The sequence below is a fragment of the Pseudomonas entomophila L48 genome, assembly GCF_000026105.1.
Classification (GTDB): Bacteria; Pseudomonadota; Gammaproteobacteria; order Pseudomonadales; family Pseudomonadaceae; genus Aquipseudomonas; species Aquipseudomonas entomophila.
In genome coordinates this window covers 2,546,445-2,567,628 of the sequence record NC_008027.1, presented here as the reverse complement: position 1 = coordinate 2,567,628, position 21,184 = coordinate 2,546,445, and the positions used below count along the sequence as shown (strand labels likewise).

Sequence of the window (21,184 nt, the reverse complement as noted above, 5' to 3'; positions counted from 1 at the left end):
ACGCCCCCACATACACAGTTGTATATTGGGAGTCGCTCGCCTGTGATCATTACCCGCACGCCTTATCGTATTTCGTTCTTTGGCGGCGGCACGGATTATCCCGCCTGGTACACAGCCCATGGCGGCGCGGTACTGTCCACCGCCATCGACAAGTATTGCTATATCAGCTGCCGCCACTTGCCGCCGTTCTTCGAACATCGCTTCCGAATTGCCTATTCACGGATCGAGAACGTGATGCACCCCCGCGAGATCGAACACCCCGCGGTGCGCGCGGTCTTGCAGTACCTGGGCTGCGAGGACGGGCTGGAAATCCATGTCGACGGCGACCTGCCGGCCCGTTCGGGCATGGGTTCCAGTTCCTCCTTCACCGTCGGCCTGCTGCATGCAGTGAAGGCATTGCAGGGCCAACCTATCGCCCGTGAAGCACTGGCCAGGCTGGCCCAGCATGTGGAGCAACAGGTCATCGGCGAGAGCGTCGGGTCGCAGGACCAGATCGCCGCCGCGGTCGGCGGCTTCAACCGTATCGACTTCCTGCGCGGCGAAGGCGGCTTCACCGTCACCCCGGCCGAAGTGCCAAGGCCCCGTCTCGAAGCGCTGCAAGCACATCTGATGCTGTTCTTCACCGGCTTTTCCAGGATCGCGGCCAAGATTGCCCAGTCGAAGATCGACAACCTGGGCAAGCGTCTCGATGAGCTGACCCGCCTCCATGCCATGGTCGACGAGGCACTCGCCATCCTCCAGGGCCCAGGGTCGCTGGAGGCCTTCGGCGAGTTGCTGCACTGCAGCTGGCTGCTCAAGAAGAACCTGTCCAGCCAGGTCAGCAATCAAGACATCGACCACCTCTACACCATCGCCCGCTCGTCCGGTGCCATTGGCGGCAAGCTGCTGGGGGCCGGCGGTGGCGGTTTCATGCTGTTGTTCGTCAGGCCCGAGCGGCAAGCCCAGGTCCGCGAAAGCCTGCGCGACCTTGTCCATGTGCCTTTTCGCTTCGAGCAGTCCGGCAGCCAGTTGATGCGCTACCAGCCCAGCCCCACCTGATACAGGAGCCCAAGACATGTCCATACGTACCGCGGTGGTTCTGGCCGGTGGCCTGGGCACACGCTTGCGCAGCGTGGTCAGCGATGTACCCAAGCCGATGGCGCCCGTCGCCGGGCGACCGTTCCTGGAGTATCTGTTCGACTACTGGATCGACCAGGGCATCGAGCGCTTCGTGCTCTCGGTTGGCTACCGCCACGAAGCGATCGTCGAGCACTTCGGTGAACGCTACCGGGGTGCCACGCTGCACTATGCGAGGGAGCCGCAGCCCCTGGGCACAGGTGGCGGGTTGCTGATGGCGCTCGAACACCTGACGGAGGCCGACGAGAATTTCCTGCTGCTCAATGGCGACACCTGGTTCACCCTGGACCTGGCCACGCTGCAGCAGTATGCCGAGCAGCACCGCGCCGACTGCTGCCTGGCGCTCTATCGCAATGGGGAACCCCGGCGGTATACGGGCATTACCCTTGACGACAGTGGCCATGTCCTGGCCTTTGCCCATACCCGTGCCGATGCTGAGGCCTGGGTCAATGGCGGGGTCTACTGGATGCGCCGTGCGTGCCTGGAGTACCTCGCCCATCGGGCCGGGCAGGCGGCTTCATTGGAGGAACAGCTGCTGCCGCAGTGGCTGGACAGCGGGTTGAACGTGCTGGGGTTCGAGGCGTCGGGGCGGTTTATCGATATCGGGGTGCCCCATGATTATCAGCGGGCGGGTGCGTTGATCAATGCGTCGCGTTAGGGGTGTACGACGAAGGTTTTGCAGTGTTCATCAGATCGAGCGCCGCGCGGGCGGCGCTCGGTATTGAGAACGCTGCAAAGCTGTCGGCGTGCACCTAAATCAGAACGTCATCTCCTTCACATCATCCGGCACGATCAGCTTGCCGGCAGTCTTCTCGATGATTTCCTCGACACTCACCCCCGGCGCGGTCTCGCGCAGGATGAACGCGCCGTTCTCGATCTCCAGGTAAGCCAGGTCGGTCAGCACCTTGCGAATGCAGCCGGCTCCGGTCAGCGGCAGGCTGCAGCGTGGCAGCAGCTTGGATTCTCCGTCCTTCGAAGCGTGGGTCATGGTGACGATGATGTTGTCGGCGCCGGCCACCAGGTCCATGGCGCCGCCCATGCCCTTGACCAACTTGCCGGGGATCATCCACGAGGCGATGTTGCCCTCCACGTCCACCTCGAAGGCCCCCAGCACGGTGAGGTCGACGTGGCCGCCGCGGATCATCGCGAAGGACTGCGCCGAGTCGAAGATCGACGCGCCGCGGCGGGCGGTGACGGTCTGCTTGCCGGCGTTGATCATGTCGGCGTCGATCGTGCTTTCGGTGGGGAACTCGCCCATGCCCAGCAGGCCGTTCTCCGATTGCAGCATCACGTCCATGTCGGCGGGGACGTAGTTGGCCACCAGGGTGGGGATGCCGATACCGAGGTTGACGTAGTAGCCGTCCTTCAGTTCACGGGCGACGCGTTGGGCCATTTGTTCGCGGGTCAATGCCATGGTCAGGATCTCTTTGTTGTTCTTGAGGACGGCGCTCAGGCCTTGACGGTGCGCTTCTCGATGCGCTTCTCGAAGGTGCCGACGATGATCCGGTCGACGTAGATACCCGGGGTGTGGATCTCGCTGGGCAGCAGCACGCCGGGCTCGACGATTTCCTCGACCTCGACCACGGTGATCTTGCCGGCGGTGGCGGCCAGCGGGTTGAAGTTCTGCGCGGTGTTGCGGTACACCACGTTGCCGTAGTGGTCGGCCTTCCAGCCCTTGACGATGGCGAAGTCGCCGGTGATCGACTCTTCGAGGATGTACTTGCGGCCCTTGAACTCGCGCACTTCCTTGCCTTCGGCGACCGGGGTGCCGTAGCCGGTGGCGGTGTAGAAGGCCGGGATGCCGGCACCGCCGGCGCGCATCTTCTCGGCCAGGGTGCCTTGCGGGGTCAGCTCCACTTCCAGCTCGCCGCTGAGCAGTTGGCGCTCGAACTCGGCGTTCTCGCCCACGTACGAGGCGACCATCTTGCGGATTTGCCGCTCCTCGAGCAGCACGCCCAGGCCGAAGCCGTCGACGCCGCAGTTGTTGGAAACCACGGTCAGGCCCTTGACGCCACGGCGCTTGATCTCGGCGATGAGGTTCTCGGGGATGCCGCACAAGCCGAAGCCGCCGGCCAGTACCGTCATGTCGTCGGTCAGGCCTGCCAGGGCCTCTTCATAAGTTGCTACACGCTTGTCCAGTCCGGCCATGCTCAGTCGCCTTTTGTCGTTGTTGGAACCGTGCGGTCATCTTCACTGTAGACGACTGATTTGTTAATTTTGTTTTCGTCATCGATTGATAACTTTTGCAAAACAAAGGGCAAGCCTGTCATGAACGTCAAGCAGCTGCGTGCTTTCGTCACCGTGGCCAAGTACCAGAGCTTCGCCCAGGCCGGCGAACACCTGCACGTCTCGCAACCGGCCCTGAGCCTGACCATCAAGGCACTGGAGGACAACCTCGGCGGCGCCCTGCTCACCCGCACCACCCGCAGCGTCAGCCTGACCCCCGAGGGCGAGGTGCTGCTGCCCCTGGCCCGGCGCCTGCTGGCCGACTGGGACGACACCGAAGAACTGCTGCGCCAGCGCTTCACCCTGCAACTGGGCCGGGTATCGGTGGCGGCCATGCCGGCCTTCGCCGGCAACCTGCTGCCGCAGTCGCTCAAGGTGTTTCGTCAGCGCTACCCCAAGGTCAACGTCACCGTGCACGACGTGATCAACGAGCAGGTGCTGGAGCTGGTGCGCCACCGCCGCGTCGAACTGGGCATTGGTTTCGAGCCCGAGCGCAGCGAGGCGCTGCGCTTTCATCCGCTGTACATGGACCGTTTCGTGGCCGTGGTGCCCGCCGACTCGCCCCTCGCCCGCCAGCCCCAGGTGCGCTGGCAGGAGCTGCTGGCCCAGGATTTCATCGCCCTGCAGCGGCCTTCGGCGGTGCGCCTGTTGCTGGAGCAGCACCTGGCCGCCAACCATGGCAAGCTGGCGGTGGCCTTCGAAAGCCACCAGCTGTCGACGGTCGGCCGCATGGTCGCCAGCGGCCTGGGCGTGAGTGCCGTGCCGGCGCTGTGCATCGGCCAGATGCAGGAGCTCGGCGCGCGCTGCGTGGCCCTGGTGGAGCCCACCGTCGAACGGCGCATCGGCGTGATCGCCCTGAGCGACCACAAGCTGTCGAAAGCCGCCGAGGCGCTGCTCGATGTACTGCTGACCCATACCCTTCCACAGGAGGTGACATGCGTTACGTGAATCTGGCGGGCTCCCGCGTGCCGGCCATCGGCCAGGGCACTTGGTACATGGGCGAGGACCCGGGCCACAGGGCCGCCGAAGTGGCGGCGCTGCAACAGGGCATCGAGCTGGGCCTGAGCCTGATCGACACCGCCGAGATGTATGCCGAGGGCGGTGCCGAGCAGGTGGTTGGCCAGGCCATCGCCGGGCGCCGCGACCAGGTGTTCCTGGTCAGCAAGGTGTATCCGCACAACGCCAGCCGGCGCGGCGTGCCCGAAGCCTGTGAGCGCAGCCTCAAGCGCCTTGGCACCGACTGTATCGACCTGTACCTGCTGCACTGGCGCGGACAGTACCCGCTTGAAGAGACAGTGGAAGCTTTCGAGCGCCTGGTCGAGCAGGGCAAGATTCGCCGCTGGGGCGTGTCCAACTTCGACCTCGATGACCTGCGCGAACTGGACAACCCGGCATGCGCCACCAACCAGGTGCTGTACAACCCGGCCGAGCGCGGCATCGAGTTCGACCTGCTGCCATGGGGCCGAGAGCGGCAGATGCCGACCATGGCCTACTGCCCCTTGGCCCAGGCCGGGCGCTTGCTGCGCCACCCGGTGTTGGGGGAAATCGCCAAGCGCCATGGGGCGACACCGGCGCAGGTCAGCCTGGCGTGGGTGACGCGTGACGATGGGGTGATCGCCATTCCCAAGGCGGTGAAACCCGAGCATGTGCGGTTGAACGCGGCGTCCGCGGCGCTGGTGCTGGACGACGCGGACCTGCGGGCAATCGACCAGGCGTTCGCGCCGCCAACGCGCAAGCAGCGCCTGGCGATGCTCTGATGGCCCCCTGTAGGAGCCGGCTTTGCCGGCGAACCAGACGACGCGGTGGATGGCACCGGCTACGCCGGTGTTCGCCGGCAAAGCCGGCTCCTACAAGGGCGCGTCTTCTGCCAGCCCTCGCAATAGTCGGTAATCGCGCAGCACCGTCGGCACATAACGGCGGGTCTCGGCAAACGGGGGCACCACCTTGCCACGGCTGAGCACCGCTTCGGGCCCTGCGTTGTAGGCCGCCACCGCCAGGGTGATGTCGTTGTCGAACAGGGTCAGCATGCGCTTCAGGTAACGTGCCCCACCCTGCAGGTTGGACTGCGGGTCCAGCACATCCTTCACCCCCAGTTCCCTGGCGGTGTCCGGCATCAGTTGCATCAACCCGCCCGCGCCCTTGGCCGAGCGCGCCTTGGGGTTGTAGCCCGACTCGGCCTTGATCAGCGCATGCAGCAAGGCCTGCGGCACATCGTTGGCCAGCGCGGCGGCGGCCACCAGGTCGGCATAGGGGCGCCCGGTCACCAGTTGCGCATCGACCGGCCCCGTGCCCGTTTCGCTGATCACCCGCTCATAGTGCCGCCCCGGCCGATGCACGTTGGACAGCACGTAACCACCCTTGCCGTCGCTGGAGACATACACATCGGCCTGGGCACCCAACGCCAGCAACCCGGTCAATCCCAGAATCAGTCCACGCATGTCGATCGCCTCCCACCGTGGCCCCCGATGTGGGGGAAATGCCCCGCAAAACCCGGGGCCCGCAGTGACGACGCAAGCCGCGTGCCGCTTGCCACCCCGCACGGCGCAAGGGCCCGGCGCAGACGTGCACGGCTGTTGCATGAGCACCGTGCACACGCAACGGAGGGTTCCCCCATGCAGCGCAGCATTCACACCCAACGTGGTTTCACCCTGCTCGAACTGCTGGTGGTGCTGGTGGTGCTCGGCCTGTTGGCCGGCATCGTCGCGCCCAAGTACTTCAGCCAGCTCGGCCGCTCCGAAGCCAAGGTGGCGCGGGCGCAGATCGAAGGCCTGGGCAAAGCCCTGGACCTCTACCGCCTCGAAGTCGGCCACTACCCCAGCAGCGAACAGGGCCTGCAGGCCCTGGTGGTCGCGCCCAGCGGCGAGGCGCGTTGGTCCGGCCCCTACCTGCAGAAAGCCGTGCCCCAGGACCCGTGGGGCCGCGCCTACCTCTACCGACAACCGGGCGAGAACGGCGGCGAATACGACCTGCTGTCGATGGGCAAGGACGGCCAGCCCGGCGGCGACGGGGAAAACGCCGAGATCACCAGTTGGCAGTGAGGGCCCAAGCCATGCGTTTTCGACTCAAGGCCCTGGGCAGCCAGGGCGTGGTGCAGCTGCACGTGGAAGCTGAAGACAGCGAGCAGGCCCGACGCCAGGCCCAGGACCAGGGCTTGCGCGTGCTCAGCGTGCGCGGCCAGGGGCTGCGCTTGCCCGCCCTACCCTGGCGCCAGGCCGCCGCCTTCGACCTGGTGCTGTTCAGCCAGGAGCTGGCCACCCTGCTCAATGCCGGCCTGCCCCTGATCGACGCCCTGGAAAGCCTGGCCGAAAAGGCCAGCGCCGGTACCCCGCGCAAGACCCTCGAGCTGCTGGTGCGCCAGCTCTACGAAGGCCGCTCGCTGTCCCAGGCCCTGGCCCGGCAACCGCAGGTCTTTCCCAGCCTCTACGTGGCCCTGGTGCAATCGAGCGAGCGCACGGGTGCGCTGGGGGATGCCCTGGCCCGCTACATCGGCTATCGCCAGCGCCTGGACCTGGTACGGCAGAAACTGGTCGGCGCCTCGGTCTACCCCCTGCTGCTGTTGCTGGTGGGCGGCGGCGTGGTGCTGTTCCTGCTGGGCTACGTGGTGCCGCGCTTCAGCCTGGTATTCGAGGGCATGGGCACCGAGCTGCCCTGGCTGTCGCGGGTGCTGATGCAGATCGGCTTGTTCCTGCATGCCCAGCAACTGCCCCTGGGCCTCGGCGCCCTCGGTGGCATCGCGATGCTGGTCGCCCTGCGCCGCCATCCCGGCGTGCGCCGCTGGGCCAGCCGCCAGTCGCGACGGATCCCGGCCCTGCACCGGCGCCTGATGATGTATGAGTTGGCGCGTTTCTATCGGTCGCTGGGGATCCTGCTGCAGGGTGGCATCCCGATTCTCACCGCCCTGGGCATGGCCCGCGGGCTGCTCGGCAGCGCCGCAGCCGATGGCCTGGAGCATGCCAGCCGCCGTGTCACCGAAGGCCTGCCACTGTCCGACGCGCTGGAAACCGGGCAACTGGTGACGCCAGTGGCCTTGCGCCTGCTGCGTGCGGGTGAGCAATCGGGCAACCTGGGCGAGATGCTGGAACGTTGCGCGGACTTCCACGACCAGGAGATCGGCCGTTGGGTGGAGTGGTTCGTCAAACTGTTCGAACCGCTGCTGATGACCTTCATCGGCCTGCTGATCGGGCTGATCGTGATCCTGATGTACATGCCGATCTTCGAACTGGCCTCAAGTATCCACTGAGTGAACTGGCAAATGGCCACAAGCCTGGCTTAGCATGCGCCGTTTATCCCAAGAGCCTTGCACCGTGCCGCTTAGCCTGCCGACCCTGATGCTGGTCGCCGTGTTCATCTTCGCCCTGATGGGCAGCCTGACCCTGCACGCCTGGCGCCGCTGCGCCGGCGACCCGAGCCTGGGCTACCTGGGGGCGATGCTGCTGACCTGCACTCTCGGCGTCAGCCTGAACGCCCTGCGCGGCCTGGGGCTGGACTACCTGGCGCTGGTGCTGGGCAACATCGTCCTGCTGGTCGGCGCAGGCCTGGGCTGGACCGCCATGCGCGTGTTCGGCGGGCGCACCGCACATTGGCCGCTGGTGTTCGCCGGCGCCGTGCTCTGGTGGCTGTTCAGCCTGTGGCCGGGCTTTTACGCCACCCTTGGCCTGCGGGTGCAGGCCTACTCGCTACTGACCCTGTTCTACACCGGCCTGTGCATGCGCGAACTGTACCGCCCACGGGTCCGCCTGCCGGTGTCGTACACCCCGGCGCTGATCCTGACCGGGCTGCATGGCGCGGTGTATTTCGCGCGCCTGCTGATCGACGATGGCGCCGCCCTGGACCAGGCCATCGCCGACCAGGGCAGGCACCCAGGCTTCTTCGCCTTCATCCTGTTCGAATCGATGCTGTTCGCCATCGGTATCTCCTACGTCACCTTGGCCATGGTCCGTGAACGTGCCGAAGTGCAATTGCGCACCGCCGCCTACAGCGACCCACTGACGGGTATCGGCAACCGCAGGGCGTTCATGGAGCACGGCACCCACCTGCTGCACGACTGCGCAGCGCAACGGGTGCCGGTGGCCTTGCTGCTGTGCGACCTGGATCATTTCAAGCGCATCAATGACCAATACGGTCACCCCAAGGGCGACCAGGTGTTGCTGGCGTTCGCCGAGGAAGCCCGTCGCCACCTGCGCCAGGGCGACTTGTTCGCGCGGATTGGCGGCGAAGAGTTCGCCTGCCTGCTGCCGGGTGGCGACGAAGCGGCGGCCGAACACGTTGCGCGGCGGATCTGCGCGGCATTCGCCGCCTTGCCACTGCTGGAGCCCGGTGCGCTGGGCGTGAGCATCGGCATTGCCAGCCAACCCGCGCAGCAATGCGACCTCTCACGGCTGCTGTCGATGGCCGACCACGCCCTGTACCAAGCCAAGCAGCAAGGGCGCAGCCGGGCCTTGCAGTACGCTGGATAACCCTCCCACCGGGACCGTACCAGCCTCTGGATCGGTGCCTCCCCTGTAGGAGCGGCCTTGTGCCGCGAAAGGGCTGCGTAGCGGCCCCAGGACTCAGTGTTAAGCAAAGATCGCCGGGGCCGCTTTGCGGCCCTTTCGCGGCACAAGGCCGCTCCTACAGAGGTAAGCGTAAATCCCCAAGACCCTGCAAGCCTGTTGCTCCCATAGGACGCGACCCAAGCAGGCCACGCGACGGGGCTCAGATGTCGTCGTCTACACTTTGCCCCTACCCATGGAACGGCAATCGACGAGGCCCCGATGAAAAAGATCCCCACCCTGCTGGCCGGCCTGCTGCTCGCCTTGGGCCTGGCCACCACCGACTCCGCCGCAGCCGCCAAGCAACCGGCGCCCATCCACTTCGGTGCCATCGGTTGGGAAAGCGGCGCCCTGACCACCGAGATCCTGCGCTTCATCGTCGAGCACGGTTACGGCTACCCCACCGATACACTCCCCGGCAGTACCGTCAGCATGGAAGTGGCCCTGGCCCGCAACGACCTGCAGGTGATCGCCGAGGAATGGGCCGGCCGCAGCCCGGCCTGGGTCAAGGCCGAACAGGCCGGCCAGGTGTTCGCCCTGGGCGACACGGTGAAGAACGCCGAGGAAGGCTGGTGGGTGCCGGCCTATGTGATCAAGGGCGACGCCGCGCGCAACCTCAAGGCACTGGCGCCCGACCTGCACCACGTCGCGGATCTCAAGCGTTACCCCGAAGTGTTCAAGGACCCCGAGGCCCCCGGCAAGGGCCGCTTCCTCAACAGCCCCAGCGGCTGGACCTCCGAGACCGTCAACAGCCAGAAACTCAAGGCCTATGGTCTTGACGGCCTGTACAACAATTTCCGCAGCGGCTCCGGCGCCGCCCTCGATGCCGAGATCGCGGCGCAGATCCGCCTGGGCAAGCCGGTGCTGTTCTACTACTGGAGCCCGACCCCACTGATAGGCCGATATGATCTGGTGCGCCTGGAAGAGCCGCCATTCGACGCCAGCGCCTGGGCCACCCTCACCGATGCCGCCAACCCCAACCCGAAGGGCAGCCGCTCGTTGCCGGCCAAGCTCTCGATTGGCGTGTCGAAGGCGTTCCACGACACCCATCCTGAACTGGTCGCCCTGTTCGAGAAGGTCGATCTGCCCATCGACCTGCTGAACAAGGCACTGGCAAGGATGAGCGAGTTACGCCAGAAGCCACGCGAGGCGGCGCTCACCTTCCTGCGCGACCACCCTGAAGTGTGGAAAGCCTGGCTGCCGGCCGACAGTGCCGCCAAGGTCGAGGCCGCCCTGTGAGCGGTGGCTTTCCCGAAGCCCTGCAATTCTCCTTCGCGCCCTGGGTCAACCGCCTGGTCGACTGGCTGGTGCTGCACTACGGCGATTACTTGCGTGGTGTCTCCGAGCAACTGCTGCAACTGCTGGTGGCGCTGGAGAACCTGCTGCGCCTGCTGCCCTGGTGGCTGTTGCTGCTGCTGGTGGGGGGGCTGGCCTGGCACGCCAGCCGCAGCCTGGCGCGGGCCGTGGCGCTGACGCTGCTGCTGGCCCTGATCGGCGTGCTGGGGCTGTGGGACAAGCTGTTGCAGACCCTCGCCCTGGTGCTGGTCAGCACCAGCCTGTGCGTGCTGGTCGGCGTGCCCCTGGGCATCCTGCTGGCTACCCGGCCGCTGGCCCGGCGCCTGTTGCTGCCGGTACTGGACGTGATGCAGACCCTCCCGGCCTTCGTCTACCTGATCCCGGTGCTGATGCTGTTCGGCCTGGGCAAGGTGCCAGCGGTGTTCGCCACCCTGATCTACGCCCTGCCGCCATTGGTGCGCCTGACCGAGCTGGGTCTGGCGCAGATCGACCCTTCTTTGCTGAAGGCCGCCCATGGCCTGGGCGCCGGTCGCTGGCAGCGGCTGTCGCGCATCGCCCTGCCCTTGGCCCTGCCGAGCATCATGGCCGGGCTCAACCAGTCAGTGATGATGGCCCTGTCGATGGTGGTGGTGGCGTCGATGATCGGCGCCCGGGGGTTGGGCGAGGATGTGCTGGCCGGTATCCAGACGCTCAATGTCGGCCAGGGCATGGAGGCCGGGCTGGCCATCGTCGCGCTGGCCATGGTGATCGACCGGATCAGCCAGGCCTATGGCCGCAAGCGTCGCTGACGCCACGGCCGGGCTTGCCAGCACCGTGGGCGAACCGGACAATCGCCCACGACCAGCGCAGCCCGGAGCCTCCCCCGCGTGTCCCTCAAAGCCCTGCGTACCCTGGTGACCATCGCCCGCCATGGCACCTTCGCCCGCGCCGCCGACCTGCTGAGCCTGACACCGTCGGCGGTGAGCCTGCACATCAAGACCCTCGAGGACGAACTGCAGGTCGCCCTGTTCGACCGCAGCCGCCGCCAAGTCGTGCTGACCGAGGCCGGGCAACTGGCCGTGGCCCGCGCCGAAACCATCCTCGCCGCCTATGAGGAACTCGCCGACACCCTGGCCAGCGGCCCGGGCCTGCGCATCGGTGCGATCCACACCGTGCTGGCCCGGCGTCTGCCCAAGGCGCTGGTGTGGATCAAGGCCCATCACCCGCACCTGCACATCAGCGTGGTGTCGGGCATGTCGGCGGAACTGGCCCGGCGCGTCGAGGACGGCGAGCTGGATGCCGCGATCACCACCGAACCGGTCAGCCCCTATCCGCAGTGCCTGCGTTACACCCCGCTGTTCGAGGACCGTTTCTGGGCCATCGCCAGCCCGGAGTTGGCTGGGCAGAGTGTGACGCAATTGCTGGCCGGGCAACCCTTCCTGCGCTTCGACAAGCGCGCCTGGGCCGGCCGGCAGATCGAACAGGAGCTGCGCCGCCAGCATTTGCAAGTCAGCGAACAGATGGAGCTGGACAGCCAGGAGGCCTTGGCACGCATGGCGGCCATGGGCCTGGGGGTGGCGATCATTCCGATGGCCGACGAAGATCTGGAGCGCCTGCCGGCCGCCACCGTGCTGCCCTTCGGCGAGCCGCAGCTGACCCGCAGGATGGTGTTGCTGGAGCATGAGAAGAGCCAGCGCCGGCACCTGAGTGCGGTGCTGAGGACGGCGCTGGAGGATTGAAGGCTTTCGCTGTACCTGGCACCGGCGTTGCCGGTGTTCGCCAGCAAGGCTGGCTCCTACGGGTGCGTGGCGGGACCGCCCAATCCCTTGTAGGAGCCGGCTTGCCGGCGAATCAGACAACACGTTGTATGGCACCGGCCCCGCCGGTGTTCGCCAGCAAGGCTGGCTCCTACGGGGTTGCGGCGCGGGGTCAGCACTCGACGAAGGCGACCGCCAGGCCACCACGCGAGGTTTCCTTGTAGTTGGCATGCATGTCGGCGCCCGTGTCGCGCATGGTGCGGATCACCCGGTCGAGGGAGATGAAGTGCTCGCCATCGCCGCGCAAGGCCATCTGCACCGCATTGATCGCCTTCACCGCTGCGATGGCATTGCGCTCGATGCAAGGGATCTGGACCAGCCCACCCACCGGGTCGCAGGTCAGCCCCAGGTTATGCTCCAGGGCGATCTCGGCGGCGTTCTCCAATTGTGGCGCAGTGGCTCCCAGCACTTCAGCCAGGCCCGCCGCCGCCATCGAGCAAGCCGAACCGACCTCGCCCTGGCAACCGACCTCGGCGCCGGAAATCGACGCGTTCTTCTTGCACAGGATGCCCACCGAAGCCGCCGCCAGGAGGAACGCCACCACGTCGTCGTCGCAGGCATCGGGGTTGAACTTCATGTAGTAGTGCAGCACGGCGGGGATGATCCCCGCCGCGCCATTGGTGGGCGCGGTGACCATGCGCCCACCGGCGGCATTCTCTTCGTTGACCGCCAGGGCGAACAGGTTGACCCACTCCATGGCGCTCAGCGTCGAACCGATCACGTTGGGCTTGCCCAGCTCCTGCAGGCTGCGGTACAGGCGCGCGGCGCGGCGCTTGACGTTGAGGCCGCCAGGCAGGATGCCTTCGTTGCGCAGGCCATTGTCGACACACTCGCGCATCGCGCCCCAGATCTTCAGCAGCCCCCCGCGCACTTCATGCTCTGGGCGCCAGGCACATTCATTGGCCATCATCAGTTGGCTGACGCTCAGGTTGTGGGCCTTGCACAGGGCCAGCAACTCGGCGCCGCTGGAGAACTCATAAGGCAATTCCACCTGGCCGACGTTCGCCTCGGGGGCGTCGATCTCGCCTTGCTCGACGATGAAGCCACCGCCCACGGAGAAATAGGTCTGGCTGAACAAGCTGGCCTGACCGTCGAAGCACTCGAGGGTCATCGCGTTGGGGTGATAGGCCAGGTCTTCGTCGAGCAGGCGCATGTCACGGGCATACTGGAACTCGACCGGGTGGTTGCCGTCGAGCATCAGGTTCTGTTCCTTCATGACCTGGTCGATACACGACTCGATGCTGTGCGGGTCGATGCGGTCCGGCCACTGGCCCATCAGCCCCAGCAGGCAGGCCCGGTCGGTCGCGTGACCGACACCGGTGGCCGAGAGCGAGCCGTACAGGCGCACCTCGACCCGCGTCACCCGGCTCAGCCAGCCACGCTCGCGCAGGGCCTGGGCGAAGGTCGCCGCCGCACGCATGGGGCCGACGGTGTGGGAACTGGAGGGGCCGATGCCAATCTTGAAAAGGTCGAAAACACTGATAGCCATGCTAATGCCTGGCCGTGATCACAATGGACGATGCGTCACGGCTGTCTGAAGAAATTGAGCGGTATTGCGAATTTGCGCGATACTGCCTCGCCAAGGTCGCCATGACCAACGAAACTTCCTACACAAGCCTTTAGCAGTACTAAACGATGAAAGGATCCCTCAATGGCCAGGTATTCGTCTGGCTGCATGTGTTCTCCTGCGCCGCGCGGCACCTGTCGTTTACCCGCTGCGCCGAAGAGCTGCACATCACCCCCGGCGCGGTCAGCCAGCAGATGCGCTTGCTCGAGGAGCGCCTGGGCTTTCGCCTGTTCCTGCGCCGTGCCCGGGGTGTCGAGCTGACCGCCGAAGGCCAGCGCCTGGCGCAGACCGTGGCCGAGGCCTACGGCGGCATCGAGGCGGAGTTGCTGCGCCTGGATGCCGGCGAGATCCGCGGCACCCTGCGCCTGCGCTCGATCCCCTCGTTCCTGGCCAAGTGGCTGACCCCGCGCCTGCCGCGCTTCCAACAACGTTACCCGGACATCGCGCTGCGCCTGGTGGCCGAGGACAGCAACCAGGCCCTGCACCCGGATGACTTCGACCTGGCCATCGACCTCAACGACGGCAGCTACCCGGGCATGCTCTCCACCCCCTTGCTCGACGAACAGATCTTCCCGGTATGCTCACCCGCCCTGCTGCGTGGCCGCCCGCCCCTGCACGGGCCGGCGGACCTGGTGCACTACCCGCTGCTGCACGACATCACCGCCTGGCGCGGCAGTTCGGAATATGCCGAGTGGGAGTTCTACCTGGAGGGTATCGGCGCGCAGGGGCTGGACGTGCGCCGGGGGCATACCTTCAACCGCAACCACCTGACCATCGAGGCAGCCATCGCCGGGGTCGGCGTGGCCATCGCACGGCGCACGCTTCTTAACGACGAGCTGGAGCGTGGCGCGCTGATCGTGCCGTTCGGGGTGCCGATCGCCAACCACAAGCGCTATGTGCTGCTGTACCAGCCCGGCGGGCTGAGCCAGCCGGGGGCGCGAGCGGTGCATGACTGGTTGGTGGAGGAAGCGCAGGGGTTTCGGGCCTTGCACCCACTCTCCGAAGTTATGCCGCCGGTATGAGAAGGCGCTCTTTCAAGGTGTTCGCCTGGAGCGTTTCAGCGTCTATGAAATCGAGCGCCGCCGACACGGCGCATCGCGGATGAATCCGCTCCTACAGCCATGGTTCTACGAACGGCAACCATGGCCTCACAGGTGCGGCACGTTGCAACAAACGTAGGAGCGGATTCATCCGCGATGCGCCCGCTCGATCCTCAGATGACTACCGCCCTGCACCTGCTTGCCACCACGCGATCAAAAGCCCCTTCAATAAGCCTGCTTGCCAGTAAACGCATTGAGCGTGCGCACCAGGATCACGAAATCGAGCCACAGTGACCAGTTGTTGATGTACTCGATGTCCGAATCCACGCGCTGGATCATCTGCGCGATATCCTTGGTTTCCCCTCGATAACCGCGCACCTGGGCCAGGCCGGTCATGCCGGGCTTGATGTTGTGGCGGGCGAAGTAGTCGACGATGTCCTGGGAATACAGCGTGTCGTGCTGCAATGCATGGGGGCGCGGCCCCACCAGGGACATCTCGCCAGTCAACACGTTGAACAACTGGGGCAGCTCGTCCAGGCTGGTGCGGCGGATGAACGCCCCGATCCGGGTCAGCCGTGGGTCGTTCTTCTGCGCCTGCTTGACCACGCCGTCCTGCGGCTGGTGCACGTGCATGCTCCTGAACTTCCAGATGCGGAACGACTCCCCGGTCCAGCCGGTGCGTTCCTGCCTGAAGAAAACCGGCCCCGGGCTGTCGAACTTGATGATCGCGGCCAGCGTCAGCAGCACCGGCGAGGCACAGAGCACGATCATTGCCGCCAGCACCCGGTCTTCGAGGTTCTTCAGGAACAGGCTCATCCCGGTCAGCGGGGTTTCCGACAGGGTCAGCACGGGAATGCCGGCGATCTCGCGCACGCTGTGGTTGATCAGGCGCAGGGAGAAGATGTCCGGCACCCAGTTCACGGCAATGCACTTGTCGAGCAGCTTCATGTACACGTCGTTGATCACGTCGGAGCCGCCCAGCGGCGTGACCAGGTACACCGTCCTGATCGCGTTTTGCGCAACGATGCCATCGAGTTCGCTGATATGCCCCAGCACCGGCAGGCGCGACTTGATCTGCGGGGCCTCGCTGTCGGCGGCGCTGCCATCGTCGACCAGCACGCAACCGACGACCCGCTCACCCAGCCAGGGGTTGTTGCTGATCTTGAGGTACAGGAACTCGGCCAGGTCGCCGGCGCCGATGATCAGCACGTTCTCCGGCCTGGAGGCATGCGCCATGTAGCGTTTCTGCACCTCGCGCACGGCGATGTGCAGGAACAGCTGCACGGCGTAGCCGATGACGAACAACTGCGCTACCAGCATCCGCGAGTACTGCTCGCTCTGCTTGGTGAGGAACGCCATCACCGCCAGGAAACAGAACGTCGCCGACCACGCCTTGAACAAGCGGAAGGCCTTGCGCGTCAGCCCGACGTTGCTGCGGTAGATGCCGTAGTGATCGTAGATCACCGCCAGCGCACCGATCAGCAACAGCAGCATGATCACGTAGTCGGAAGTGATGAAACCGAATTGATCGTAGATCAAATACCAGGCCACGCCGGTCACGGCGATACCGTCCAGGCCGGCCTGGATGGCGTTGCTGACGCTGCTTCTGCGCTGGAGCAAGGAGCGACTGCTGCGGGGTTCGAACACCATGGTCAGGCCTCATCGAAAAGTGAGTGAGCAAATGCCTGTCTTTCACGCTGGGCGATCAGCCAGCGACCTGTGCAATGCGAAGCGAGGGTGTGCGATGACACATGCCGCAAGCCTGCGGCGGCGGGATGTTCCCATGATCTTCATAACCCCTTCGGCGCGCCTTCAGGTACTCATCCCCCACAGGACTGATACGACGGCGTGCGCGATTCCATGTTGACGGTTCACGGGTGTAGGTCTGATATCACTGTAGCAGCGCCAGGCCATCAGTGTGGTGCAGTACATCCGGCCATCATCCACCACCCTGTAGGAGCGGCTTCAGCCGCGATGCAGCCAACGCGGTGCCTGGTACCCGCTTCGCGGGTGATCGCGGCTAAAGCCGCTCCTACAGAGGTCCTTCAAGCCCCTTTTGCCACCGCTTTGCGCAACAACACCGCACGCAGCAAAAACAACGGGTTGCCCACCACATAACGCATGAACAGGCGCCTGGGCTCCCGGGCCAGGCGGAACACCCACTCGCCGCCCAGCCTTCGCAGCCATTGCGGTGCCCGCTCTACCTTGCCACCGAGAAAATCCAGGATCGCCCCACCGCACACCACCACGCACGGCTCGCCATTGACGGCCAACGCGGCGGCCAGCGCCTCCTGCTTGGGCATGCCCATCCCCAGCACGATCAGCTCAGGCTGGGTTTCACGGGCAAGCCGCAGATAGTTGTCGAGTTCGGCAAAACCGTCACGGACCGAGACCGGCTGAATGCCAAAGCATTCCACGCTGCGGCTCACCGCCTGCCCGAGATACGGTTCGCGCGTGCCCCAGAAGGCCACCCGTCGCCCCTTGTACGCGGCCAGGAGCTTGGGGATGAAGTCGGTGCCATTCATGTTCAGGCCGGGCTCCAGGCCCAGTTGGCGAAGCAGGATCGCCATGCCGGAACCGTCGCGCAGCAACACATCAGCCATCGTCAACGCCTTGCCGAACTCAACGTTGTGAGTCGCCAGGTTCATGGCATGGGCGTTGACGAACGCCAGCACGGTGGTCTTGTCGGGCCGGGACAACCGCTCGATCAGCCGCTGTTCGGCCGACGGGTCGCCAACTACGTGCAGTGTTTCTACCAGACTCTTCCAGCGGATGCGCCATGCATGCCTGTCCATCAGCTGTCATCCCGTTTCGAACGCACCCAATCAACCTGGCGCCTGACCAGGAACCCCAGGTACAGCGGAATTTTCCTCAGCGCGTAGAACGGCGCGTACATCAGCGTCGAAAACGGGATCAGTTCCCGGGCGAACCGCCCCCAGGCCAGCAGCACCGCCACGCCCAGCAGTGCCAGGGCGCCGCTGCAGATCAGCGCTGGCAGCAGTAGGCCAGACAACGCGAAGAACAGCCAGGTGAGGCAGAAACAGACACTCAGTGCCAGCACCAGCAGCGCCAGCGGTGGCACCAGCAGGTCCAGGGCCAATGCCATCAAACCAACATTGCGCTGCCCCACCGCGCCGACCAGCAATCCGGGGGCCTCGCCAAACAACACACCCAGGTGACCGTGCTCCCAGCGTTTGCGCTGGTTGGCCAGGCCTTCATCGCTGCCAGGGAACTGGCTGTCGACCTGGGCCGCCTGACAGAACAGCGGCGGCTTGCCAGCGCGACACAGGTCCAGGCCCAGTTTCAGGTCCTCGACGAGGTGCCCGCTGGCAAGATCGATGGCGGACAGATCCCGCCAGACGAAGGCCATGCCCGAACCCATCAGCTGGCACGGCAGCCCCAGCCGTGCCCAGCCACGCGGGCGCACCAGATTTTTCACCCGCCAGGCGAACGCGGCGATCTGCACCTTGAGCCCCGCGCCAGCCGGCGCGCGCATCAGGTAGAGGGCCTGTACCGGTCGTGCGCTGGCCTGGCAGCAGCGGGCCAACTGGTCGATGGCGCCCTCGCCTACCTGGCAATCCGCGTCGATGACGATCACCACTTCAGGCGGATCCTCCACCAGGTGACGGACGCCGAAATCCAGCGCGTAGCCCTTGCCGCGCCGCTGGGCATCCGCCCGTTCCACCACCTGCGCACCGGCGGCACGCGCCAGCTGCGCGGTGTCGTCGGTGCAGTTGTCGGCCACCACCAACAGCCGATCGCCCGCCTGCAATTGCACCAGGATGCTCGCCAGGGTCGAGCGGATAATCGTCGACTCGTCATGGGCCGGTACCAGCACGGCCACCCGCCCGCGTGCCCCGGCCGTCGTCGGCAGCGTGCGTGCCGGCAAGCAGGCCAGCAGCACCTGGGCAACCAGCACCAGCACTGGCACGAGCAGTACGATCGTGACCACCACCAGCAACCACGCCAATAACATCATCATGCCGGTGCCCTGAAGTGGCCGGCCAACCTGGCCGCCTCGGTGTCGATATCGTGGCGTTGCAGCACGCGCTGGTAGGCCGCCTCGCCCATGCGCTGCAACACCGCCTCGGGTTGCGCCAGGCAGTCGGCCATGGCCGCGGCCAGCTCCTGCACGGCGCCAGCGGGAAACAACCAGCCGTTGTCGCCCTGGCGTACCAGCTCGGGAATGCCCGCCACGTAGGTGGTCAGCACCGGGCGGCGCAAGGCCATGGCCTCCATGATCACCACCGGCAGGCCTTCGGCGAAACTCGGCAGCACCAGGGCACGGGCCGCGAGGATTTCCTCGCGAACCTGGGCGCTGCTGATCCAGCCGGTGATACGCACCTTGCCCTGCAGCCCGTGGCGAAGCACCAGGGCTTCGATCTCGGCGCGCATCTCACCGTCGCCCGCCAGCACCAGCTCGAATGCTACCGCCTGGCCCGCCAGGATCCGGGCGGCCTCGAGCAACAGTAGCTGGCCCTTCTGCTCGCACAGCCGCCCCACGCACACCAGGCGCGGGGCCGCAGGCACGGCGACGGCGTCGACCTCGTGAAAACTGCGCTCCAGGCCGCAATGCACCACCTTCACCTTGCCCCAATGCTCATGGGCCACCCAGCGATACAGCTGGCTGCGCCCGTATGAGCTGACCGCCGCGACGAAGGCCGCGCGCCTGACCTTCTCGCCCATGTGCAGGAACTGTGGTTTGTCGAATTCTTCCGGGCCATGCACGGTAAAGCTGTAGCCCGGGCCACCGAGGGCGTTGGCCAGCATCACCACTTCGGCCGAGTTGGTGCCGAAATGCGCGTGCACATGCTCGGCGCCAGCGGCCTGCAACCATTGCACCAGGCGGCACGCCTCGGCCAGGTACACCAGATGGTAGGGCCAGGGCCGGTCGGCCCGGCGCCCCGTGCGCAGGGCCAGGCGCAGCGCGGCAAGAAAGCGTCGGGGTTGCGCCCTCAGCAGTTGCCACGTAGGCGCCAGCAACCCGCGCAGGCCGTCTTGCAGGATGTAGCGGGTCCTGTCCCGCTCCGCCAGGTCCTCGCCGTCCTGCAGCTCGGCGTCCCAGCCGCGCAAGGCGATGCGCTGGATCTCGAAGCCCTGGCGCTCCAGCGCCAGAATCTCCCGGCGAATGAAACTGTGGCTGACCTTGGGGTACTGGTTGATGAAGTAAGCGATGCGCATAAGCCCCCGAAACGATCCCTGCGTCCTGGAATGACAGGCCTTTTCTACTTCAGGCTGTCGATGGCCGACGATGGCTGGCCGGCCGGTTCACTCACATGGACGACATCCTGGTAGATCCCTTGAAGCTCCAGGGCCTGGTCGCTGCACAGGGTGATGCCGTCCTTGAATCGGTTGCGATGCTGCACATAGCGCTGCGGGTGGTCGAGGATGTCGTCGAGCACCTCGCGCAGGTAGCGCTCATCCGAACTCAAGGGAATGATGGTGCCGTTCACGCCGTCGACGATATCCTCCACCGTGCCCCCGGCGTCGGTGCTGACCACCCAGACATCCCGCACCAGCGCCTCGCGTACCGCCAGGCCGAAGGTTTCCTTCCACTGGGTCGGGAACAGCAGCACATCGATGCCGGAAAAGAACGCATCGATATCCGCCTGGGTGTAGCCGGGGATGATGCTGACCGTCCCCGGAATCTTCACGCTATGCCGGTTGAACGAGCGAAAGCCCAGGTGCAGCAGGTTGTCGACCACCTTCAATTCATAGTCGCAACGCTCCAGCGAAGCAAATGCGCGGGTGATCAGGTTGATCCCCTTGATGGACGAATTGCCGCCGACAAAGCCGAAGCGCAGCATTTGCCCAGGATGTTTCAGGTAGTCGGCCGCAGGCGCGAGGATGCCGTTGCGGTTGATGCGGATCTTGCCGGCGTCGAAGCCATTGGCGATATACAGGTTCCGGGCGAATGTGCTCGGCGCCAGCAGCAGGTCGGCCGTTTTCAGCGTGTCGGCGAGCAAGCGCTGGCGGTAGGCGTTCAAGGGCGGGTCGTCGACACAACGGGCACACACGTCGCCCTGGATGGTGGTCTGCCCGCAGTACTGCCCGTGCTTGTCGATCATGAACTGGCGACCGCAGATCCACCAGGCGTCATGCAGGGTCACCACGAACGGCACGCCGGCCTTGCGGCAACTGTTGGCCAGCAGCGCCCCCAGCCCCTGGATGGAGTGCAGGTGGACGATATCTGGCGCCACGCAGGCGAGCACCTGGTCGAACACCGCGACAGTCGCGGGGTTCTCGAAATCCTCATGGGCCGAGCGCGTCTCGGGCAGCCCCACACCGATGACCGGTGCCCCATGTGCCTCGTACCTGAGCAGCCCGTAGGGCGCGACCTCGGACACCGGCAGCGAGGTGAAGATGAACGACTGCCAGGCGGACATCTCGCCCATCAGCCGCACCATCTGCTCGGCGACGACGGTGGCACCGCCGAAGCTGCGGGGGGCGAAGAAGATATTGGCTGACAGCACGCGCCTGCCAGGCGCGGCCGCGGGTATCGGGAACAGGCGCCTGAGCTGCTCCGTTTCCCGGTCGCCGGTACCCGCCTCGACCAGCGTGACCTGGCGAGCACCCGCCTCTTTCATGGCCAACGCCAGCTCCGCTGTCGAG

Annotated in this window: 20 protein-coding genes; 11 read left to right on the top strand and 9 right to left on the bottom strand. The window is 65.9% G+C overall.

Annotated features, from left to right (window positions below):
* The first annotated feature begins 42 nt into the window (after positions 1-42).
* Together PSEEN_RS11475 and PSEEN_RS11470 are read left to right on the top strand one after the other, a co-directional pair.
* Positions 43-1,038 carry a GHMP family kinase ATP-binding protein gene (locus tag PSEEN_RS11475; protein ID WP_011533672.1) on the top strand — a complete coding sequence of 332 codons (996 nt, stop codon included), beginning with the start codon at positions 43-45 and terminating at the stop codon, positions 1,036-1,038.
* Positions 1,039-1,054: 16 nt separating this feature from the next.
* Positions 1,055-1,774: a nucleotidyltransferase family protein gene (locus tag PSEEN_RS11470; RefSeq protein ID WP_011533671.1), complete on the top strand. Its 720-nt coding sequence runs from the start codon at positions 1,055-1,057 to the stop codon at positions 1,772-1,774.
* 99 nt (positions 1,775-1,873) lie between these two features.
* On the opposite strand, the gene PSEEN_RS11465 is transcribed toward PSEEN_RS11470, so the two are convergent.
* Positions 1,874-2,530, bottom strand: a complete 657-nt coding sequence (locus tag PSEEN_RS11465) for a CoA transferase subunit B (RefSeq protein WP_011533670.1) — start codon at positions 2,528-2,530, stop codon at positions 1,874-1,876.
* A 35-nt stretch (positions 2,531-2,565) separates the two neighbouring features.
* Entirely contained in the window at positions 2,566-3,264 is a 699-nt protein-coding gene (locus tag PSEEN_RS11460; RefSeq protein ID WP_011533669.1) for a CoA transferase subunit A, read from the bottom strand.
* Positions 3,265-3,384: 120 nt separating this feature from the next.
* Between PSEEN_RS11460 and PSEEN_RS11455 the strand changes: the two genes are divergently transcribed.
* Positions 3,385-4,290 (top strand): LysR family transcriptional regulator, encoded by a 906-nt coding sequence (locus tag PSEEN_RS11455; protein ID WP_011533668.1) that lies wholly within the window; start codon positions 3,385-3,387, stop codon positions 4,288-4,290.
* Positions 4,278-5,099: an aldo/keto reductase gene (locus PSEEN_RS11450; protein WP_044488023.1), complete on the top strand. Its 822-nt coding sequence runs from the start codon at positions 4,278-4,280 to the stop codon at positions 5,097-5,099. Before PSEEN_RS11455 ends, PSEEN_RS11450 begins: the two co-directional genes overlap by 13 nt.
* Before the next feature lie 90 nt (positions 5,100-5,189).
* On the opposite strand, the gene PSEEN_RS11445 is transcribed toward PSEEN_RS11450, so the two are convergent.
* The gene (locus tag PSEEN_RS11445; RefSeq protein ID WP_011533666.1) at positions 5,190-5,780 is read right to left on the bottom strand and encodes a lytic transglycosylase domain-containing protein; all 591 of its coding nucleotides are present in this window, start codon (positions 5,778-5,780) and stop codon (positions 5,190-5,192) included.
* Positions 5,781-5,954: 174 nt separating this feature from the next.
* Between PSEEN_RS11445 and gspG the strand changes: the two genes are divergently transcribed.
* The 6 genes from gspG to PSEEN_RS11415 all read left to right on the top strand — a co-directional run bounded on the left by gspG (position 5,955) and on the right by PSEEN_RS11415 (position 11,887).
* A complete protein-coding gene (gene gspG / locus PSEEN_RS11440) occupies positions 5,955-6,380 on the top strand; it encodes a type II secretion system major pseudopilin GspG (protein WP_011533665.1) in 426 nt (141 codons plus the stop codon).
* Between the two features lie 11 nt (positions 6,381-6,391).
* Complete coding sequence (locus tag PSEEN_RS11435; protein ID WP_011533664.1) at positions 6,392-7,582, top strand: type II secretion system F family protein; 1,191 nt, start codon at positions 6,392-6,394, stop codon at positions 7,580-7,582.
* Between the two features lie 64 nt (positions 7,583-7,646).
* Positions 7,647-8,798, top strand: coding sequence for a GGDEF domain-containing protein (locus PSEEN_RS11430; protein WP_044488021.1), 1,152 nt, complete (start codon positions 7,647-7,649; stop codon positions 8,796-8,798).
* Between the two features lie 297 nt (positions 8,799-9,095).
* Complete coding sequence (locus tag PSEEN_RS11425; protein WP_011533662.1) at positions 9,096-10,112, top strand: ABC transporter substrate-binding protein; 1,017 nt, start codon at positions 9,096-9,098, stop codon at positions 10,110-10,112.
* Positions 10,109-10,957, top strand: a complete 849-nt coding sequence (locus tag PSEEN_RS11420) for an ABC transporter permease (RefSeq protein ID WP_011533661.1) — start codon at positions 10,109-10,111, stop codon at positions 10,955-10,957. The genes PSEEN_RS11425 and PSEEN_RS11420 overlap by 4 nt, the downstream gene beginning before the upstream one ends.
* Before the next feature lie 78 nt (positions 10,958-11,035).
* On the top strand, positions 11,036-11,887 hold the full coding sequence (locus tag PSEEN_RS11415) for a LysR family transcriptional regulator (RefSeq protein WP_011533660.1): 852 nt from the start codon (positions 11,036-11,038) through the stop codon (positions 11,885-11,887).
* 190 nt (positions 11,888-12,077) lie between these two features.
* On the opposite strand, the gene PSEEN_RS11410 is transcribed toward PSEEN_RS11415, so the two are convergent.
* Positions 12,078-13,454, bottom strand: coding sequence for an L-serine ammonia-lyase (locus PSEEN_RS11410; RefSeq protein ID WP_011533659.1), 1,377 nt, complete (start codon positions 13,452-13,454; stop codon positions 12,078-12,080).
* A 146-nt stretch (positions 13,455-13,600) separates the two neighbouring features.
* Here PSEEN_RS11410 and PSEEN_RS11405 point away from each other — a divergent pair, with 146 nt between their 5' ends.
* Positions 13,601-14,554 (top strand): LysR substrate-binding domain-containing protein, encoded by a 954-nt coding sequence (locus PSEEN_RS11405; protein ID WP_011533658.1) that lies wholly within the window; start codon positions 13,601-13,603, stop codon positions 14,552-14,554.
* Positions 14,555-14,797: 243 nt separating this feature from the next.
* On the opposite strand, the gene PSEEN_RS11400 is transcribed toward PSEEN_RS11405, so the two are convergent.
* The 5 genes from PSEEN_RS11400 to PSEEN_RS27175 form a co-directional block, all read right to left on the bottom strand.
* Positions 14,798-16,222 carry an undecaprenyl-phosphate glucose phosphotransferase gene (locus tag PSEEN_RS11400; RefSeq protein WP_011533657.1) on the bottom strand — a complete coding sequence of 475 codons (1,425 nt, stop codon included), beginning with the start codon at positions 16,220-16,222 and terminating at the stop codon, positions 14,798-14,800.
* 395 nt (positions 16,223-16,617) lie between these two features.
* Positions 16,618-17,367: a WecB/TagA/CpsF family glycosyltransferase gene (locus PSEEN_RS11395; protein WP_011533656.1), complete on the bottom strand. Its 750-nt coding sequence runs from the start codon at positions 17,365-17,367 to the stop codon at positions 16,618-16,620.
* Positions 17,367-18,554 (bottom strand): glycosyltransferase family 2 protein, encoded by a 1,188-nt coding sequence (locus PSEEN_RS11390; RefSeq protein WP_011533655.1) that lies wholly within the window; start codon positions 18,552-18,554, stop codon positions 17,367-17,369. The genes PSEEN_RS11395 and PSEEN_RS11390 overlap by 1 nt, the downstream gene beginning before the upstream one ends.
* Positions 18,551-19,753: a glycosyltransferase family 4 protein gene (locus tag PSEEN_RS11385; RefSeq protein ID WP_011533654.1), complete on the bottom strand. Its 1,203-nt coding sequence runs from the start codon at positions 19,751-19,753 to the stop codon at positions 18,551-18,553. Before PSEEN_RS11385 ends, PSEEN_RS11390 begins: the two co-directional genes overlap by 4 nt.
* Positions 19,754-19,797: 44 nt before the next feature.
* Entirely contained in the window at positions 19,798-21,159 is a 1,362-nt protein-coding gene (locus PSEEN_RS27175) for a glycosyltransferase family 4 protein (RefSeq protein WP_338053096.1), read from the bottom strand.
* Positions 21,160-21,184: the final 25 nt, after the last annotated feature.

Bases quoted from the DNA above. Each gene is read 5' to 3' on its own strand.
- gspG (WP_011533665.1), top strand. From the start codon at position 5,955: ATGCAGCGCAGCATTCACACCCAACGTGGTTTCACCCTGCTCGAACTG.
- PSEEN_RS11385 (WP_011533654.1), bottom strand. From the start codon at position 19,753: ATGCGCATCGCTTACTTCATCAACCAGTACCCCAAGGTCAGCCACAGT.
- PSEEN_RS11400 (WP_011533657.1), bottom strand. From the start codon at position 16,222: ATGGTGTTCGAACCCCGCAGCAGTCGCTCCTTGCTCCAGCGCAGAAGC.
- PSEEN_RS11425 (WP_011533662.1), top strand. From the start codon at position 9,096: ATGAAAAAGATCCCCACCCTGCTGGCCGGCCTGCTGCTCGCCTTGGGC.
- PSEEN_RS11410 (WP_011533659.1), bottom strand. From the start codon at position 13,454: ATGGCTATCAGTGTTTTCGACCTTTTCAAGATTGGCATCGGCCCCTCC.
- PSEEN_RS11455 (WP_011533668.1), top strand. From the start codon at position 3,385: ATGAACGTCAAGCAGCTGCGTGCTTTCGTCACCGTGGCCAAGTACCAG.
- PSEEN_RS11405 (WP_011533658.1), top strand. From the start codon at position 13,601: ATGAAAGGATCCCTCAATGGCCAGGTATTCGTCTGGCTGCATGTGTTC.
- PSEEN_RS11445 (WP_011533666.1), bottom strand. From the start codon at position 5,780: ATGCGTGGACTGATTCTGGGATTGACCGGGTTGCTGGCGTTGGGTGCC.
- PSEEN_RS11460 (WP_011533669.1), bottom strand. From the start codon at position 3,264: ATGGCCGGACTGGACAAGCGTGTAGCAACTTATGAAGAGGCCCTGGCA.
- PSEEN_RS11395 (WP_011533656.1), bottom strand. From the start codon at position 17,367: ATGGACAGGCATGCATGGCGCATCCGCTGGAAGAGTCTGGTAGAAACA.
- PSEEN_RS11450 (WP_044488023.1), top strand. From the start codon at position 4,278: ATGCGTTACGTGAATCTGGCGGGCTCCCGCGTGCCGGCCATCGGCCAG.
- PSEEN_RS11465 (WP_011533670.1), bottom strand. From the start codon at position 2,530: ATGGCATTGACCCGCGAACAAATGGCCCAACGCGTCGCCCGTGAACTG.
- PSEEN_RS11470 (WP_011533671.1), top strand. From the start codon at position 1,055: ATGTCCATACGTACCGCGGTGGTTCTGGCCGGTGGCCTGGGCACACGC.
- PSEEN_RS27175 (WP_338053096.1), bottom strand. From the start codon at position 21,159: ATGAAAGAGGCGGGTGCTCGCCAGGTCACGCTGGTCGAGGCGGGTACC.
- PSEEN_RS11435 (WP_011533664.1), top strand. From the start codon at position 6,392: ATGCGTTTTCGACTCAAGGCCCTGGGCAGCCAGGGCGTGGTGCAGCTG.
- PSEEN_RS11390 (WP_011533655.1), bottom strand. From the start codon at position 18,554: ATGATGATGTTATTGGCGTGGTTGCTGGTGGTGGTCACGATCGTACTG.